This is a genomic window from Marinomonas sp. FW-1 (assembly GCF_005222245.1).
GTDB classification, from domain to species: domain Bacteria; phylum Pseudomonadota; class Gammaproteobacteria; order Pseudomonadales; family Marinomonadaceae; genus Marinomonas; species Marinomonas alcarazii.
This window is the reverse complement of sequence record NZ_CP025987.1, coordinates 81044-97458: the sequence shown is the minus strand read 5'-3', so window position 1 is coordinate 97458 and position 16415 is coordinate 81044. Positions and strand designations below refer to the sequence as shown.

Here is a 16415-nt window from a genome sequence, read left to right as displayed (position 1 = left end):
CTGGCTATTTTTATAAAAGCCAGATTTTCTTAAAGTCTTGTTATAGCCAACACCTCAACAAGACTCAAGGGAAGAATGCATGGGCCAGTCACTCGAAGAAACAGCATTAAGCAAAGTGAAAAGAGGGCCGAACAGAGCCTCCTATGATAAAGACCTAGCGCTAGACATTATTGATGCCGCGCTAATGTGTCACGTCGGGCAAACCAAAGATGGCCAAGTTTTTGTTACGCCAACGAGCCATTGGCGCGAAGGCGACTACTTCTACTGGCACGCTCACTCTAAAGCGCGCAATGTGAAAGGCCCAATCGACAAGCCGGAAAAGGTCTGCATTAACGTGAGCTTATTAGATGGCTTGGTTTTAGCTCGTTCCGCCATGCACCATTCGGTGAATTATCGCTCTGTGACCTTATTTGGGGTGCCGGAATTGATCGACGATAAAGATGAAAAAGTGCGCCAGTTCAAACTTTTCTTAGACAAAGTCAGCCCTGGACGCTGGGAAACTCTACGCCCGGTCAACGATCAAGAGATCAAAGCCACTGGCGTCGTGCGCATCAAGATCGACGAAGCCTCGGTCAAATTCCGAGCAGAACCACCAATCGATGATCCAGCCGATAACAACTGGCCTGTGTGGGCAGGTGTTATGCCTCTAGAAAGACGCTGGGGTGACGTTGAACAAGATCCTATTCAAACGGCGCACTATCCAGCACCCAAGGCTCCCGATGCTTTTTAACCTCAGGGACAAGATCTGCACCAAAGGATCTTGTCCCTCCTAATCGAGCCTGCTAGTATCAAAATCATGACGTATCTTATTGCACGATCACATCGATTTATCAGCCTCCGAGTCCCTAAACTGGACGCGGCGGCTTTGCTCTTTCTGAAATAACCTTTCAAAGACAAGCTCTCTCCGAGTCCTGACTCGGAGGAATCCAAAAAGATTGCATTGAATTTTTTATCTTGGATTTATGGAGCTTTATTATGTCTACGCACAACTATCTAACCCACGAACAATTACTTCACGCACTGTCTCTACGTGACCTGAGCAACCCTTGTCACGGCATGCATGCCATGCAGCAACTCATTAGCGAAGCTGAAACCGCAGTTTCATCACTTTGGCCTTGTTACTTACAACGTGTAAATGCTAATCCTATCGTGCCAGTCTACGAAAACTACGACGCCCTCGGTTATCCGACCGATGGAGCATCAAGAGACGCTCGCTACAGTCGCTATATTTCAAATAGCTTAATGCTACGCACGCAAACATCCAGTACTGTGCCAACCTGGTTAAAAAGTTGGCAAAGTCTGCGACCGGAGTCTGTCGGGATAATCAGTCACGGATTGGTTTATCGTCGCGACTGCATTGATCGCTGGCATTGCGCAGAACCTCATCAACTGGACATCTGGATTGTATTGCCAAAACATCAAGCAGAAGACAATCAGATATTGAAAGAATCCATTTCAGCGCTGATGAAAACCTTGTTACCGAATCATGTCGTACAACAATCCAAATCGCCGCATCCTTACACCATGAATGGCACTCAGCTAGACGCTGTAGAAGATCAAAATCTAATTGAAGTAGGCGAGTGCGGCAATATAGATCCAGACTTATTAACCAGAAATGGTTGGCCAGAAAATGACTATACTGGCGTCGCCATTGGGTTAGGATTGGATAGAATACTGATGCTGCGCAAAGGCATTCCCGACATTCGATTGCTTCGAGATGCAGATCCACGGATTGAGCAACAAATGCTCGATTTATCCCCTTGGCGGCCCGTCTCGCGACAACCGAAAGCCGAGCGAGATATTTCGATTGTGGTGGACCAAAATTGCGATATGGACATTATCGGCGATCAAGTTCGTATCGCCTTAGGAGAACAAGCCCATTGGCTAGAAGAGCTTAAACTTTTATCTCGAACACAATACCAACAGTTACCAAAATCAGCGGTAGAAAGGCTAGGAATGACGCCTTCACATGTCAATTTACTGTTACGAATTAGTTTGCGTCATCCAACCAAAAGCGTACCAACTCGTCTCGCTAACGAACTGAGAAATGAAATTTATTTATCGCTAAATCAAGGACATAACTACTTAGCAAACTAATTCAAACAGCAAACACCTACAACCCCCCAACCACTTTTATGCACTTTTTATGTGCATGGAAGTGGTTTTTTTCTTGCGGTTTTCCGTAAAATCGCTACCCTTGCACACTTTTTTACGACTCCGCGCGTTTCTTGGAAAGGTCTTTTTATCAAAAAAATCTTTCCAATATTCAACCCACGAACAATAAAACAATCGATATTATCGAATAAAGGGAGTGCCCTACATGGCAGCCATCATCAATTTTTTAAATGACATTTTCTGGGGTTATATCCTCATTTACGGACTACTGGCCGTTGGCGTTTATTTTACATTGCGCCTTGGCTTTATTCAGGTTCGACGCTTTCCCGAATTCATTCGCACCGTCCTTAAAGCACCACAAACTGACCGTGGCGGTATCTCTCCTTTCCAAGCACTTTGTACCAGTTTGGCTTCCCGAGTAGGCACTGGCAACATGACAGGTGTTGCTGTTGCTCTTTATCTAGGTGGCCCTGGCGCTATTTTCTGGATGTGGGTTGTCGCTGTTATTGGTATGGCTACCGCTTACGCAGAGAGCACCTTGGCTCAGCTTTACAAAGTACGCGACCAAAATGGACAATTGCGCGGCGGTCCAGCGTTTTACATCAGCAAAGGCTTGAAAGCGCCTTGGGCTGGCGCTGTCTTTTCGCTTGCGCTTATCTTGGCATTCGGTTTGGTATTTAATGCGGTTCAAGCCAACTCAATTGCGGGTGCAATGGAAGGCGCATTTGGCATCGATACTAATGTTACTGGCATCGTCATCATGTTGTTGGCAGCGATTGTTATCTTCGGCGGCATCAAAAAGATTGCACGTTTTGCTGAAGTCGTTGTGCCATTCATGGCCGTTTTATACCTACTGCTTGCCTTGTATGTCATCTTCACCAATATCTCTGACGTCCCTGCGGCCTTCGCGTTGATCTTCAAAAGCGCATTTGGTATTGAACAAGCGGCTGGTGGTGTTTTAGGTGCGATGCTAAACGGCGTTAAACGCGGCTTGTTTTCTAACGAAGCGGGTATGGGTTCTGCACCAAACATTGCAGCGGTTGCTACGCCAAACCCTCATCACCCAGCATCTCAAGGCATGGTTCAATCATTAGGTGTTTTCATTGATACGCTACTGATTTGTACAGCAACAGCCTTGATGATTCTATTGTCTGGTGCCTTGGGTAACGGTCAAACTGGTATTATGTTGACGCAAACCGCCCTAACAACTCACATTGGTAGTGCAGGTCATTACTTTGTTGCTATTGCGATTTTCTTCTTCGCTTTCACGTCCATCATCGGTAACTACAGCTACGCAGAAAATGCGCTGACTTACCTAAAATGGGCGAACAAACCAGGCATTTTTATCCTTCGCATCTTAGCGCTTGGCATGATCCCATGGGGCGCTTATGAAAGTGTGGCAATGGTATTCAATGCCGCGGATGCAGCAATGGGTCTAATGGCAACGATCAACTTAATCGCCATCATGATGCTATCTGGTTTAGTCGTGAAGTTAACCAAAGACTATTTCAATCAATTGAAAACGCATACACCAGTTTTCAATTCCGAAGACTACCCAGAAGTTCGTGACGATATCGACCTTAGTGTTTGGGATGAAAAACCAAGCAAATAAGTCGTTCTTGCTGATTTCGTTCTTACAGATTTAAAGCTGACTTAGCTTTATGGCAAAGACAAAAAAACCCGCTGCACAAGCGGGTTTTTCGTTTCTGATTTTTATACTGAATAAGGTGTTATCACAAGCACTAAATTTTCGCGGCCAGCTTATGCGCCAAGCCGTGCAAAAATGGCCCTGCGATAAAAGAAATAATCCCCGCAGCAGGCCAAGCCAATACCCAAGCTCCCATCCAGAAAGAGACGAAATTTGGATGTAACCCAATATTCAGATACGTAATCCATGCAGACATCATCAACGACAAAGTAAAAGACATAAGCACGGCAAAAATAATTCGATGTTTCATTTTTCTCTCCTGATAGACTTACCGCCTTCTCTGCATCGCTCCAACGCATAAAAAAACCAAAACAGAGCACCAGGCGGCAGTAGCGAATCGACTAAACGTATTGCAGAGATATTAGCAAATATCAATATTTGTAAATATACTGATTTTTTAAAATCAAATTTACGAAAATGCAAAATGCTTGATGACCTAAAGATCTTTATCACCGCAGCGAATAAGAATAGTCTGACTGCCGCCGCTCAACATCTTGATATGACAATAGCGACCGTGTCTCGTCGTATCAGCGCCCTTGAACAAAAACTCGGCTGCGAGTTATTACATCGCTCAACAAAAGGGCTCACGCTCACGCCAGTGGGAGAAAGCTACTACGAGGAATGCGCGGAATTTATTGATGCTTTGGACCAACGCATATCCAACCTTGATCAGACTTTAAACAGTTTGAAAGGGGATTTAAAAATACTGGCTCCAGTCAATTTAGGCAGCGGGCCTCTGGATGCATTTTGGAAAAACTTTGTTCAACAGTACCCAGAAATTGAATTAAATATCGAACTTAGCAATGCCCTTCAGGACATCAGAGACACAAGGGCAGACATCGCACTGCGTTCAGGTAATCAAACCAGCTCGTCATTAATTCAAAAGAAACTCGGTCACATTATTCCAATTCTAGTTGCTTCACCAAAGGCCTCCTTCCCGTTACCTAAAACGATAGAAGACCTACAGCAAGTGCCGAGCATAGCCTCCAAAATGTTTGCCGATTGGTTGCTGACGAACAACCAAGGAGAGCTTCATTCGCTCAACAAAGAGCACCGACACCTTAGTAACGATATGACCATCACGCTAAATCTTACTAAAGCGGGTGCAGGCATTGCGTTAATGCCCATGAGCATGGTGATGAGCGCTCTAGAAACAGGTGAACTGGTTCGGGTCTTACCAGAGTGGCGTGGACAAAATCGAGAGATTTTCTTGGTTTGGCCTTATCGACGTAGCTTATCAGCCAGAGCAAAACTATTGCGTGATGAACTCACTCAATACCTTCACCAACAGACTTGGTTTCATCCAAGCCCTTAGTCTAAAAGGGAAACTTTGGTTACACTAACGGACATTGCTCTCACACAATTCAATCTCATTGCTAAGCACGAAGGACAATCATGGAACACTTACTTTGGTGGCAATACGCCCTAATCGGCGCCATTTTTATATGGAGCGGCTTTGTTCGCAGTGGCTTAGGATTTGGCGGCGCCGTGTTAGCGTTACCTTTCCTATTATTGGTAAAAAATGATCCGCTGTTATTTTTGCCAATTATTTCCATTCATCTTTTAGTGTTTTCCAGCTGGATTGCTTGGCAAGGATCAAGAACCCTAAAGAAAGAAACGAAATCTGCAACAGATAATAGTGACATACCAAAAGAGGCACAAAGCAACATCGCTTGGGGTTATTTAAAAAAAGCCCTCGGCATCATGATAGTTCCGAAACTAATCGGCGTATTTGGCTTATTAACTTTACCGGGCAACATAGTCACTGGCGTAATTTTTGTCATCGTTGCCGTTTTTGCCGTGTCTTACATATTGAATAAGCCGTTTTATACCAACAACAAATTCCTAGACACGGTTTTCCTTATGCTGGGCGGTTACGTGAGCGGCACTTCCTTAATTGGCGCACCGCTCATCGTCTCTGTCTTCGCTACAAAAGTACCGCGCCATCAACTGCGCGATACCTTATTCGTACTTTGGTTTATTCTCGTCATGATCAAAATGGCATCCTTCCTAATCGCCGGCGTCGACTTACAGCTCATCCACCAACTTTGGCTACTGCCTTGTGCCTTGATTGGTCACGTCTTTGGGCAAAAACTACATGAACGCATCCAAAAAGCCGAAACACCCGTCTTCTTCCAATTCATCGGCTGGGCGCTACTCATCGTCTGCGGATTTGGCTTGTACTCGACGTTTATGCTTTAGTCCGCATTAACGCTGTTTCCAGATCAACTCTCGCTCCGGCGCTAAAGCGCAAACATCCGCGAGATGTTGATCTGGAAACCGCTATATCAGAGTCAATTGCTCAAAAACATTTATGTGCAAATATCCGTGAGATATTGGTCTGGTGACATTCGCTAAATGAACAATAGTGTCGACATAACAAGTTCAAGCGGTTCAAGAGGACTGTCTAGGCTCGCGAAGATTCGCTCAGTTGATCGACAAGATAGACAATAGATTGATACTCGATGCCGCTGTGTTCCGATAAGCCAATCTCGCAGGTGCGGCTGTTGGAATAACCCGCTTCGCAGCCGTCTACGGCTTTGGCTAGGGTTTTCAAGGCGCTGGCGTTGAGTTCTGGAGTGGAAAAGCCTTTATCGCCTGCAAAGCCGCAGCAAGTAATGTCTGGCGGAATCACCACTTCATTGGCGAGTTGATGAGCAAGCTGCACGAAGCTGTCAGCGAGTCCCATGCGGGTTGTGCTGCACGTTACATGCAGCGCAATTTTACCAAGCTTCTCTTTTACCATTAGGTTTGGCATCACATGAGTCGAGACAAAGCCTACTTGCTCATGCAGTTCCAAACAAGGATCAAGGCTTTCTTGCATTCGTAACAGGCAAGGGCTCACATCACAAACGATAGGGATTCGTCCGTTATCGCTGGCGTCGAGCAGTAAACGATTGAGGTCATTGGCTTTTTGGTTGGCTGCGTCGAATTGCCCTTTGGACTGAAACGCCATACCGCAGCATTGACTGTCGATATTATTAGGTACAGTGACTTTGTAGCCTGCTTTTTGCAATACAGAGAACATCACCTCCATGACGGAGCGTTTATCGTCGGCATTTGGCCCCGCGCCCATGACACGAGTCGCACAGCTAGGGAAGTAGATGACTTCTTTTTGTAGGTCATTGCTTTGCATATCATCACATTGCAAGACAGGAATAGACTTCAATGATGACGCAGCATTGGGCATTTGTTTATGCCACTTCGGTACAGCGCCTTGGGAAACTTTATTCATTACCGAGGTAATGGCCGTCATTCCTGAATCGCCAATAATACGACGCGTGCCGCTGGCAAGGTTGAGGCCGACTCTTGCAGTTTTGGTCACGCCTTCAAAATGATCGGCAATCCAATAACCGACTTTGCTGTTTGGATGGCGATCATGACGTAATTCGCGGGTTAAATCGCCGGTATTGATGCCTACGGGACACTGCATCGAACACAAGCCACAGCCAGCACAGGTATCAACCCCTTGATAATCATAGTCTTTTTTTAACTCCGCTAAGCGTTGCGGATCTGTACCCATTGCGGTTAATCGCTGAATCTCACGCCAAATCACTATGCGCTGACGCGGCGTTAAGGTAATGGATTTGGATGGACAAGAGGATTCACAAAAGCCACATTCGATGCAGGTATCGACTTTGTCATTGGCCCTTGGCAAGGGTTTGAGATTCTGGACATGCAAGTTGGCATTGTGCGACAAAATCACATCTGGGTTCAGCAAGCCTTGCGGATCAAACGCACGCTTGATTTCCCACATGATGTCGTAGGCTTCTTTACCCCACTCCAACTCCACATAAGGCGCCATGTTACGGCCTGTGCCGTGTTCCGCTTTTAACGAGCCCTTGTATTTCACTGCAACGAGTTGCGCTACTTCATCCATCAGTTGTTCATAGCGCTTTACTTCGTGCGGGTCATCGAAGCCTTGGGTAAAGACAAAGTGTAAGTTGCCTTCTAAAGCATGACCGAACAAAATCGCTTCACGGTAACCATGTTTTTGAAACACGCCTTGTAGCTCCAAAACACCTTCCGCAAGCTGTTCGACAGGGAAGGCGACGTCTTCGATAATCACCGTGGTGCCAACTGGACGCACTGCACCAACGGCAGGGAACAAGCCTTTGCGGATCTTCCAATAGGAATCGTAAGTGACTTTGTCTTGGGTAAATTCAATCGGGTTCAGCGTTGCTTGGTCGCTTAATGCTTGTCTCACCAAGGCCAAATTGGCGTCTAATTCTTCGGCATCTGCGGCGCGTACGTCGACCAATAAACCGGCCGCTTGCGTGCCAAGAGACGACAACAGTTCCGGCATCCCAGGTTTGCCTTCCACCGCACGTAAGCCAGCACGGTCAATCAATTCTACCGCAGAAACCGGTGAGCTTTTTAACGCCGTCACCGCTCGGCAGGTGACTTCCATATCTTCAAAGAAGATCATCGCCGCCGCTTTAATAGGGTGATCGACCACGGTTTCGTAGGTAACTTCGCTGATAAAGCCCAAAGTCCCTTCGGAACCGATCATCAGATGCAGCAAGATATCAAACGGATCATGGTAATCGGTTAGGCTGTTTAAGCTGTATCCTGTCGTGTTTTTTAAACGGTATTTGTGTCTAATTCTTTCAGCCAGTTCGCTATTGGCTTGCACGCTTTTAGACAAACGAACCAGCGTATCAAGCAAGTCTGCATGACGATTGCCAAACGCCAATCGGCTTGCGCCGTCAGCGGTATCCAATAACGAGCCATCGGCAAAAATTAAACGCGCACTTTGGATAGTATGATAGCTATTTTGCGCTGTGCCACAGCACATGCCGCTGGCGTTGTTGGCGGCAATACCGCCAATCATACAAGCATTGATAGAGGCGGGGTCTGGGCCGATTTTACGCTGAAAGGGCGCCAATAGTTGATTCGCGCGCGCACCGATAATGCCTGGTTGAAGTGAAATATGATGGCCGTGTTCGTGGATCCTATGGCCTTTCCAGTTATCAGACAATTGCATCAAAATGGAGTCGGTGACCGCCTGCCCAGATAAACTTGTGCCCGCCGCACGAAAAGTCACTGGCAAATTACGTTTTCTGGCTTTTTTCAGCACCAACTGCACTTCCGCTTCGTTATCGACTCGCACTACCAGCTGCGGAATCAGCCGATAAAAGCTCGCATCTGTGCCATACGCCAAGGTGCGCAGTGGATCGCGGATCAATCGAGTCTCATCAATCGCGCCACTTTTCGCGTTTTTCAGCGCCAAGTAAAAGTCGTGATATTGAGCCGTTTTATCAGCAAGTGAGTCGGTAGCAGTTGTGGCTGTGTTCATCAGAAGTCCCACGGCGAGTCGCCTGTTTTTATTATTTATACTAAAAATTAAGCTAGACAAATTGGTAAGACCAATTTACCTTTTGAATATAAGGCACAGTAAGAATTCAAAGAAACTTTGTCAACTGATAGTTTAGTCGATATTTCGTGAATTTTAGCAGCAAGATCAATTGGTTTTACCACTTTTAAACTTATACACAGAAAGCGCTAAAGCCAACTTTATAGAATACATTTTTAGGAAAAGTCATGGAATCCAATCACTTTGGTCGCGTTAAACAGCCGAAAATTTCCGACATCATCATGAAAGAGTTAGAAAGCATGATTTTGGAAGGCAGTTTTACGGCGGGGCAAAAACTGCCACCAGAAAGGGAATTAGCCGCACGCTTTGAGGTATCTCGACCTTCGTTGCGGGAAGCCATTCAAAAGCTGATCGCGCGCGGCGTGTTATTCAGTCGTCATGGCGGCGGCACTTATGTGTCGGAACAGCTCGGCAGTTCCTTTGCCGATCCCCTGCAAGATTTGCTCAGTTCCCACGATGAGTTTTTATACGACCAATTGGAATTTCGCGATGCGCTAGAAAGTCTTGCTGCTTACTATGCGGCGTTGCGCAGTACCGATGCAGACAAGACCAAACTTACGCATTGCTTTAATCAGCTGATAGAAGCCAACCAAAACAAAGCTTTCGCCTTGGAAGCCAAGTTAGACGTGGAATTTCACATGATCATTGCGGAAGCGGCGCACAATGTGGTGTTGCTGCACACACTTCGCGGCCTGCACGCCATGTTAGCGAAAAGCATTTCGAGTAACCTTAGGAATCTATTCGAGAAACAAGCCGCCCGTCAGCGAGTGATGGAACAACACACCAACCTTTATCAAGCCATCATGGCTGGCGACGCCGAAGCCGCTCGCACGGCGGCACATGCGCATTTGGTTTTCGTCGAAGACAATTTATTGAAAATGCGCCAAGAAGAAACACGTATCCAGCGCTCGCTACGCAGAAACGAGCACCAGAAATCAGATAATTAAAGAGGTTAAAGGTTCTCGAACCAAACACCTTTTTTCATGTTTTGCAGATAACACCAATAAAGTGTAATCGCTCTGGCGATAAACAACATGGCTTGGCTGAGCCATAAGCCATGATTACCAAGATCTTGGCTAATAAACCACACAGGAAAAAACACGCAGACCACACAAATGATCATGGTGTTTTGCATTTGTTTTACGCTGGTTGTGCCGATGAAAATGCCATCCAGCATAAAAGACCAAATACCCAACAGAGGGAAGAAGATAAGCCAAGGTAGGTACAGAGCCGCATCATCTCGAACAGTTTGCACGTTAGTCAATAACGCAATGATTTGATTACCAAAAAGCCAAAATACCAGCATCAAAATAACCGCTGCAAACAGCGCCCAATAGGTAGAAAGCTGAATCACTTTTTGAAAATTGGCTTTGTCTTTGCGGCCATAATATTCACCACATAAGGCTTCTACCGAAAAAGCAAAGCCATCCAAGGCGTTAGAAATAATCATCAAGAAAGTTAGTAACACCGCGTTGGCGGCAAGAATAGAATCGCCTTGGCGCGCACCTTGTGCGGTAAAAAACAACATCACTAACAACAAGAGGATGGTCCGCACAAACAGGTAGCGGTTCACTTTTACCAAGGCCATGTATTCACGCCATTTTGCTAACACACTTAGCGGCACATGACCGGAAAAGCCTTTTAGCTTATGCCAAGCCAATACGCCAGCAACAGTGACGCCAATATAATGCGCAAACACGGTCGCCCATGCCACACCGTCACTCGCCATGCCTAATCCATAAACCGCGACATAATCGAGCACCATATTGGCAACGTTGATCACCAACAGCATCCACAGTGGCCCCTTGGAATATTGCACACCAAAGAACCAGCCCATTAAGGCATAACCCGCTAGTACGGCTGGCGCACTAAGTATGCGCGCTTCGCAATACAAGCGTGCCCAAGGTTCAACCTCAGCACTGGGTTCCATTAAGGTGATCGCCAAATCAATCAAAGGCGCTCGGAACAAAATCAGCATTAAACCGATGAATACACCCATCAAGATTGATTGCAAAAGCAGCTCTCGAACGCGTCGTTCGTCACCTTGCCCCAGAGCTTGTGCGGTCAATCCGGTTGAGCCCATGCGCAAAAAACCAAATGCCCAAAAGATAAAGCTGAAAATACTTGCGCCAATTGCCACTGCAGCAAGGTGCGTTGCCGTACCCAAGTGTCCGACGACGGCGGTATCCACTAAACCCAACAAAGGCGTGGTGATGTTCGACACCATTGGCGGCCACGCCATGCGCCAAATTTTCTGGTTCAAAACGGCATTTGCACGAAACGAGCAAAAAATAGAACTGGGGGATAACTTTGACACACGGATCTCACTTGTGAGTATTTAAAATTCTGTGGATAAAAAATAGTCAAAACGGAAAAACAGGAACACACTGATCTGTGGAAAATAATATCAGTTATTCACAATTCAGGGCAGTTCTTAATGACTTTGTGCAATAATTGGTCAAAAAATGGTAGTTAACAGGTATAATTCTCGTTTATCACCTACTTACCCACAAAAATAGGCCGAACACATTCGCTAAAATTCAATGTTTCTAATATTGGATAAGTGATGCTTTTTTCCACAATCGTGCTCACATCGTCGCGGAAATTTGCTAGACTCGCGTTTATTTTTTATCGTTTGGAGAACTGTTATGCCCAAGAAACTCAAACCCTTTATTGAAGGTTTAGCCGTAGGGTGTGTCTTCATCAGTATTACTATGCTGTTTCAAATTCCACTTTACATGAGTTTCATCATTGGCGCGTTGGCGGCACTGGGCGGTTATCGCAACTCAATCAAAATGGACAAAGAGAAAGAAGCGAAAAAAGCACAAAACCAACCAAAAGACGCCGAATAACATGACGGTGTCTAACCCTCCCGTTTATGGCGAAGGCGATGCGACTCTACAAGCTGTCGGCGGATTACCGGGCTTGCAAAAATTAGTCGAAACCTTCTATCGCATCATGGAGAGCACGCCAGAGTATCGACCGCTGTTTGATATGCATCCAAGTGATATCGAACTGACCATCGACAAGTTGGTGTCATTTTTATCCGGTTGGATGGGCGGCGAGAAATTGTTCTCGAAAAAGTATGGCCCAATCAGTTTACCTCAAGCTCATGCCCACCTAATCGTCACTGAAAAAGAAAAAGCCATGTGGCTAAACTGCATGGCAGCGGCACTCGACGAACTGGGTTACGCAGACGAATTAAAAGCGTATTTGCTGCCTAAACTCGAATTTCCTGCTGAGCGTATTCGCCAAGTAAGTGCAGCGAGGCATGGCTAAGAACTTGCAACCCCTCCCTAACCCTCCTCTTGAAGATAAGGGGAGGGAACAAAAAGTCTTAGCTCCTCCCTACTTGTGTATTGAAAAGGGAGGGAACAAAGCGGTACTGCTCCTCCCCCTTGTGTCTTGAAGGGGGAGGCTGGGAGGGGGTCTAAGAGCGTACTTCCTTAGCAACGACAACACCTAGGCGTTTTGCCAAGCGGGCTAGGTTGGCGCGGTCCATAGACAGCTGTTGAGCAGCTTTAGTCCAGTTCCCTTCGTTCGTTTCCAATGCTTTACGAATCATATTTCGTTGGTAAGCTTCTGTTTCTAAACGCAAATCTATTGTTTCTTGATGGCCTGTAATGGGCCGTAATGTTTCATTGCTCTGTATCTTTTCTTGAATGCTGTTATCAATTTGTAGCCCTGTTAAATGCGCTGGAGAGATAATAGTGATGCCATTTGTTTGTCCTGTCTTAACAGTTTCGGCCTTAGAAAAGAGCGCCGCACGGGAAATGACATGCTCTAATTCACGTACATTTCCTGGCCAGTGATACGCTTCAAGCATGTCGATAGCTGACGCAGATAACGTCAGTTGCTGAAGCCCTAATTTACGTCGGAAACGCTCAGCGAAGAATCCAGCCAACACAGGAACATCGCCTTGTCGTTCTCGTAATGGCGGTACGTGAATCGGGAAGACGCTGAGGCGATGGAATAAATCCGCACGAAAGCGATTTTCTGCGACTTCAGCTTCTAAATGTCGATTAGTCGCCGCGATAATACGAACGTTTACTTTGCGAATTTGATCTTTGCCAACCGCCTGAATCTCTTGATTCTGAATGGCTCGGAGTAACGTTCCTTGCACTTCCAACGGTAATTCACCAATTTCATCCAGCAATAAGGTTCCGCCGTCTGCCAACAAGAACTTACCATCTCGGTCTCGGTCAGCTCCCGTAAACGCTCCTTTTACATGGCCAAACAGCTCACTTTCGATGAGGTGGTGCGGAATCGCGGCGCAGTTTACATAAACCATAGGCGCTTCAGCGCGAGAAGAATGCTCATGCAGCGCTCTTGCCACCAGCTCTTTGCCTACGCCCGTTTCACCTTCGATCAGAATAGAAAAATCCGACGAGGCAACCAGATTAATCGACTGTTTAAGGTCTTGCATCGCTTTGCTTTGGCCGATCATTTCACTACTTTGCTCGCCAATTACCTTCAATACATTTTGGGCATGTTGCGACTGGTTTTCTAATTGTTCCATCAAGATGGCGGTATTTAGTGTCATGGCTGCCATGGTGCCGATGATTTCTAACGCACGCGCGTCGATATCATCAAAAACGCCCGGTTGGATACTGTCTAAGGTGACAACTCCGATTAATTTCCCTTCCAAATACAAAGGCACGCCCATGCAGGAATGCACAGGCAAATTCTCGTCATGGCCTAACACCATGCCATCGTAAGGGTCGGGAAGAGGTGAGTCTGTTGGAAAACGAACCGGATAATGGTCACTGCTAATCGCTTTCAAACGTGGGTGTTCATCGATAATAAATCGGCGTCCCATCAGGTCTTCTGATAAACCGCGCTGGGCAAGCGGTGTCAGTACGCCATTGCTGTGAGAAAGCAGCACAACAGCATCGCAGTTGATCGTTGCCCGCACAGCATAAACCAATTGTTCGAAGCGATTCGGCTGTGTCACCGCGCTAGCAAGATCGAGGGCAAAACTCAGTAAAGCGTTGTTAGAAACCTGATTCATAGTTATCAGCTCAAAAGGCGAATTGGCTTTCGTGTCAATTTGACTCAAAGATATCATATAGACTTTTTTATTAGCGAGTCTTATTGACTCTTAATTTAACGAATAAAATACAAACCATTGATTTTCAATGCCATTTTTTAGTTGGCACACACTTCGCTATATAAAAGTTAACACGCTTTATTCACCCCTTTAAAAGGATACAAACATGTTAACTCAACATCATATAGATACAGTAAAAGCCACTATCCCACTTCTTGCTTCTGCAGGGACCGCGATTACTGAGCATTTCTATCAACGCATGTTTTCTCATAACCCAGAACTAAAAGATGTGTTCAACATGACGCATCAAAGAACCGGTGGTCAGCCTGCGGCTTTGTTCAATGCCATCGCGGCCTACGCGACACATATCGATAACCTCGAAGTGCTGACCAGCGCCGTGATGCGAATTGCTCATAAGCACACCAGTTTTAATATCCAACCAAATCAATACGATATCGTTGGTCACCACCTTATTGAAACCTTACGTGAGCTGGCTCCAGAAGCGTTCACCAAAGACGTAGAAGAAGCTTGGGCGGCTGCGTACACTCAACTCGCGGATATCTTTATCAAGGTCGAAGGCGATCTGTATAAAGAGCGTGCCGCGCAACAAGGTGGCTGGAAAGATTTTCGTCGCTTCCGTGTTGCCTCCAAAACACCTGAATCCGATTTGGTCACCAGCTTTGTGTTTGAGCCAGTCGATGGTGGCGCAGTGATCGACTACCAACCTGGTCAATACTTGGGCGTTAAGTTACATCCAAAAGGCAATGAGTTCGATGAGATACGTCAATACTCTCTATCAACCGCGCCAAATGGTAAAAATTATCGTATCAGCGTCAAACGTGAAGGAACGGGCGATATCAAAGGGGTTATGTCGAACTACCTACACGATCATTTAAACATTGGGGACGAAATAGAAGTCATGCCACCAGCAGGGGATTTCGTATTCAAAGACAAGCAAACACCTGTGGTACTGATTTCTGGTGGCGTTGGCTTAACACCCATGCAAGCCATATTGGATACACTCGCCAAACAGCAATACAGCCACCCAGTGAGCTATTTACACGCTTGCGCTCACCAAGGTCAGCATTCTTTTAAAGAGCACGTAAACGGTCTGAAAAACCAACTAAACTTGTCTGTTCATACTTGGTACGAACAAGCTGACAATGAAGAAGAAGGCGTGTCAAAAGGCATGATGCAGCTAGATGCGATAAAAGACAGCCTACCGCTGACAAATGGCGAGTTTTACTTGTGCGGACCTGTTGGTTTCATGGTGTTTGTGAAACAGCAATTGCTAACCCTTGGCGTGGAAGCCGACCGAATTCATTACGAACTATTCGGCCCGCATCAAGAGGTGTGATAGTTAACCCATCCCGACCCCTCCCCTTAGGAAACAAAAAGGGAGGGAGTTAATACAGCAAGACTAGCTCCTCCCCCTGCTAAGGGGGAAGAGCCTAATAGATTAAGCCCCATACGCCCAATTAAAAAAATCAGTAAGATTAAAAACAACACTCGAATGAAGCCGCTGCCAAATCGAAGTGCTAGAAACACACCAACAAATGCGCCAAGAATATTACAAACAGCAATGACTCCACCTATCTGCCACAATACATTTCCACTGGGTATGAAAAACAACAAAGCAGAGGTAAATGTCCCTAGGTTAATGAGCTTGGCCGAGGCGGAGGCATTTAAAAAATCAAAGCCAAAGCCTCGAATAAAAAGAAATATTAAGAAGCTTCCGCTTCCTGGACCAAACATACCATCGTAAAACCCAATTAAACCTCCAAACATTATTCCTTTGAATAGCTCGATTCTTTTGCCTTCAAGAACCGTGTGATTTAGGCCAAGATCTTTTTGTCTAAACGTATAAACAGCCATACTGATTAACAACAAAAACACCAAATACTGCATTAATTCTTCTGGTATTTTGGAAATAGATTTAGCGCCTAAATATGCAAAGACAAACGCAGAGATAGCGGTTGGAATCATGATGCACCAAACAATGTTGATACGCTTCATGTATGAGCGAATGGACGATAAAGTTCCAGCCCAAACGGCTAATTTATTGGTACCAAACACCGTTGATAATGCCTGCTCAGGCAACGCATGCAGCAAAGCCGGTATTAAAATTAACCCACCACCGCCAACAGCGGCATCGATCAAGCCAC

At 46.0% G+C, this 16415-nt stretch carries 14 protein-coding genes; 9 read left to right on the top strand and 5 right to left on the bottom strand.

Annotation, left to right across the window (positions count from 1 at the left end; all coding sequences use genetic code 11):
• Nucleotides 1-79 precede the first annotated feature (79 nt).
• The 3 genes from C1X04_RS00430 to C1X04_RS00420 all read left to right on the top strand — a co-directional run bounded on the left by C1X04_RS00430 (nucleotide 80) and on the right by C1X04_RS00420 (nucleotide 3727).
• Complete coding sequence (locus C1X04_RS00430) at nucleotides 80-730, top strand: pyridoxamine 5'-phosphate oxidase family protein (protein WP_110576400.1); 651 nt, start codon at nucleotides 80-82, stop codon at nucleotides 728-730.
• 245 nt (nucleotides 731-975) lie between these two features.
• Nucleotides 976-2097 (top strand): hypothetical protein, encoded by a 1122-nt coding sequence (locus C1X04_RS00425; protein ID WP_137168872.1) that lies wholly within the window; start codon nucleotides 976-978, stop codon nucleotides 2095-2097.
• A gap of 223 nt (nucleotides 2098-2320) precedes the next feature.
• The gene (locus C1X04_RS00420; protein WP_137168871.1) at nucleotides 2321-3727 is read left to right on the top strand and encodes a sodium:alanine symporter family protein; all 1407 of its coding nucleotides are present in this window, start codon (nucleotides 2321-2323) and stop codon (nucleotides 3725-3727) included.
• Nucleotides 3728-3857: 130 nt separating this feature from the next.
• Here the strand turns inward: C1X04_RS00420 and C1X04_RS00415 are convergent, their stop codons facing one another.
• Nucleotides 3858-4073: a DUF2798 domain-containing protein gene (locus tag C1X04_RS00415; RefSeq protein WP_137168870.1), complete on the bottom strand. Its 216-nt coding sequence runs from the start codon at nucleotides 4071-4073 to the stop codon at nucleotides 3858-3860.
• Between the two features lie 174 nt (nucleotides 4074-4247).
• On the opposite strand from C1X04_RS00415, the gene C1X04_RS00410 reads away from it, so the two are divergent.
• Complete coding sequence (locus tag C1X04_RS00410) at nucleotides 4248-5138, top strand: LysR family transcriptional regulator (protein ID WP_137168869.1); 891 nt, start codon at nucleotides 4248-4250, stop codon at nucleotides 5136-5138.
• A gap of 80 nt (nucleotides 5139-5218) precedes the next feature.
• The gene (locus C1X04_RS00405) at nucleotides 5219-6025 is read left to right on the top strand and encodes a sulfite exporter TauE/SafE family protein (RefSeq protein ID WP_137168868.1); all 807 of its coding nucleotides are present in this window, start codon (nucleotides 5219-5221) and stop codon (nucleotides 6023-6025) included.
• A gap of 205 nt (nucleotides 6026-6230) precedes the next feature.
• Here the strand turns inward: C1X04_RS00405 and C1X04_RS00400 are convergent, their stop codons facing one another.
• Complete coding sequence (locus C1X04_RS00400) at nucleotides 6231-9122, bottom strand: FAD-binding and (Fe-S)-binding domain-containing protein (RefSeq protein WP_137168867.1); 2892 nt, start codon at nucleotides 9120-9122, stop codon at nucleotides 6231-6233.
• Nucleotides 9123-9367: 245 nt separating this feature from the next.
• Between C1X04_RS00400 and C1X04_RS00395 the strand changes: the two genes are divergently transcribed.
• Nucleotides 9368-10147, top strand: coding sequence for an FCD domain-containing protein (locus C1X04_RS00395; RefSeq protein ID WP_137168866.1), 780 nt, complete (start codon nucleotides 9368-9370; stop codon nucleotides 10145-10147).
• Nucleotides 10148-10152: 5 nt separating this feature from the next.
• On the opposite strand, the gene C1X04_RS00390 is transcribed toward C1X04_RS00395, so the two are convergent.
• The gene (locus C1X04_RS00390) at nucleotides 10153-11517 is read right to left on the bottom strand and encodes an MATE family efflux transporter (RefSeq protein WP_368073952.1); all 1365 of its coding nucleotides are present in this window, start codon (nucleotides 11515-11517) and stop codon (nucleotides 10153-10155) included.
• Nucleotides 11518-11848: 331 nt separating this feature from the next.
• Here C1X04_RS00390 and C1X04_RS00385 point away from each other — a divergent pair, with 331 nt between their 5' ends.
• Nucleotides 11849-12052, top strand: coding sequence for a hypothetical protein (locus tag C1X04_RS00385; protein ID WP_110576385.1), 204 nt, complete (start codon nucleotides 11849-11851; stop codon nucleotides 12050-12052).
• Nucleotide 12053: 1 nt separating this feature from the next.
• Complete coding sequence (locus C1X04_RS00380; protein ID WP_137168865.1) at nucleotides 12054-12479, top strand: group II truncated hemoglobin; 426 nt, start codon at nucleotides 12054-12056, stop codon at nucleotides 12477-12479.
• Between the two features lie 151 nt (nucleotides 12480-12630).
• On the opposite strand, the gene norR is transcribed toward C1X04_RS00380, so the two are convergent.
• The gene (gene norR, locus C1X04_RS00375) at nucleotides 12631-14211 is read right to left on the bottom strand and encodes a nitric oxide reductase transcriptional regulator NorR (protein ID WP_175404869.1); all 1581 of its coding nucleotides are present in this window, start codon (nucleotides 14209-14211) and stop codon (nucleotides 12631-12633) included.
• A gap of 205 nt (nucleotides 14212-14416) precedes the next feature.
• Here norR and hmpA point away from each other — a divergent pair, with 205 nt between their 5' ends.
• Nucleotides 14417-15607, top strand: a complete 1191-nt coding sequence (hmpA, locus tag C1X04_RS00370) for an NO-inducible flavohemoprotein (RefSeq protein WP_137168863.1) — start codon at nucleotides 14417-14419, stop codon at nucleotides 15605-15607.
• Nucleotides 15608-15633: 26 nt separating this feature from the next.
• Here the strand turns inward: hmpA and C1X04_RS00365 are convergent, their stop codons facing one another.
• The gene (locus C1X04_RS00365; protein WP_254682383.1) at nucleotides 15634-16410 is read right to left on the bottom strand and encodes a TSUP family transporter; all 777 of its coding nucleotides are present in this window, start codon (nucleotides 16408-16410) and stop codon (nucleotides 15634-15636) included.
• Nucleotides 16411-16415: the final 5 nt, after the last annotated feature.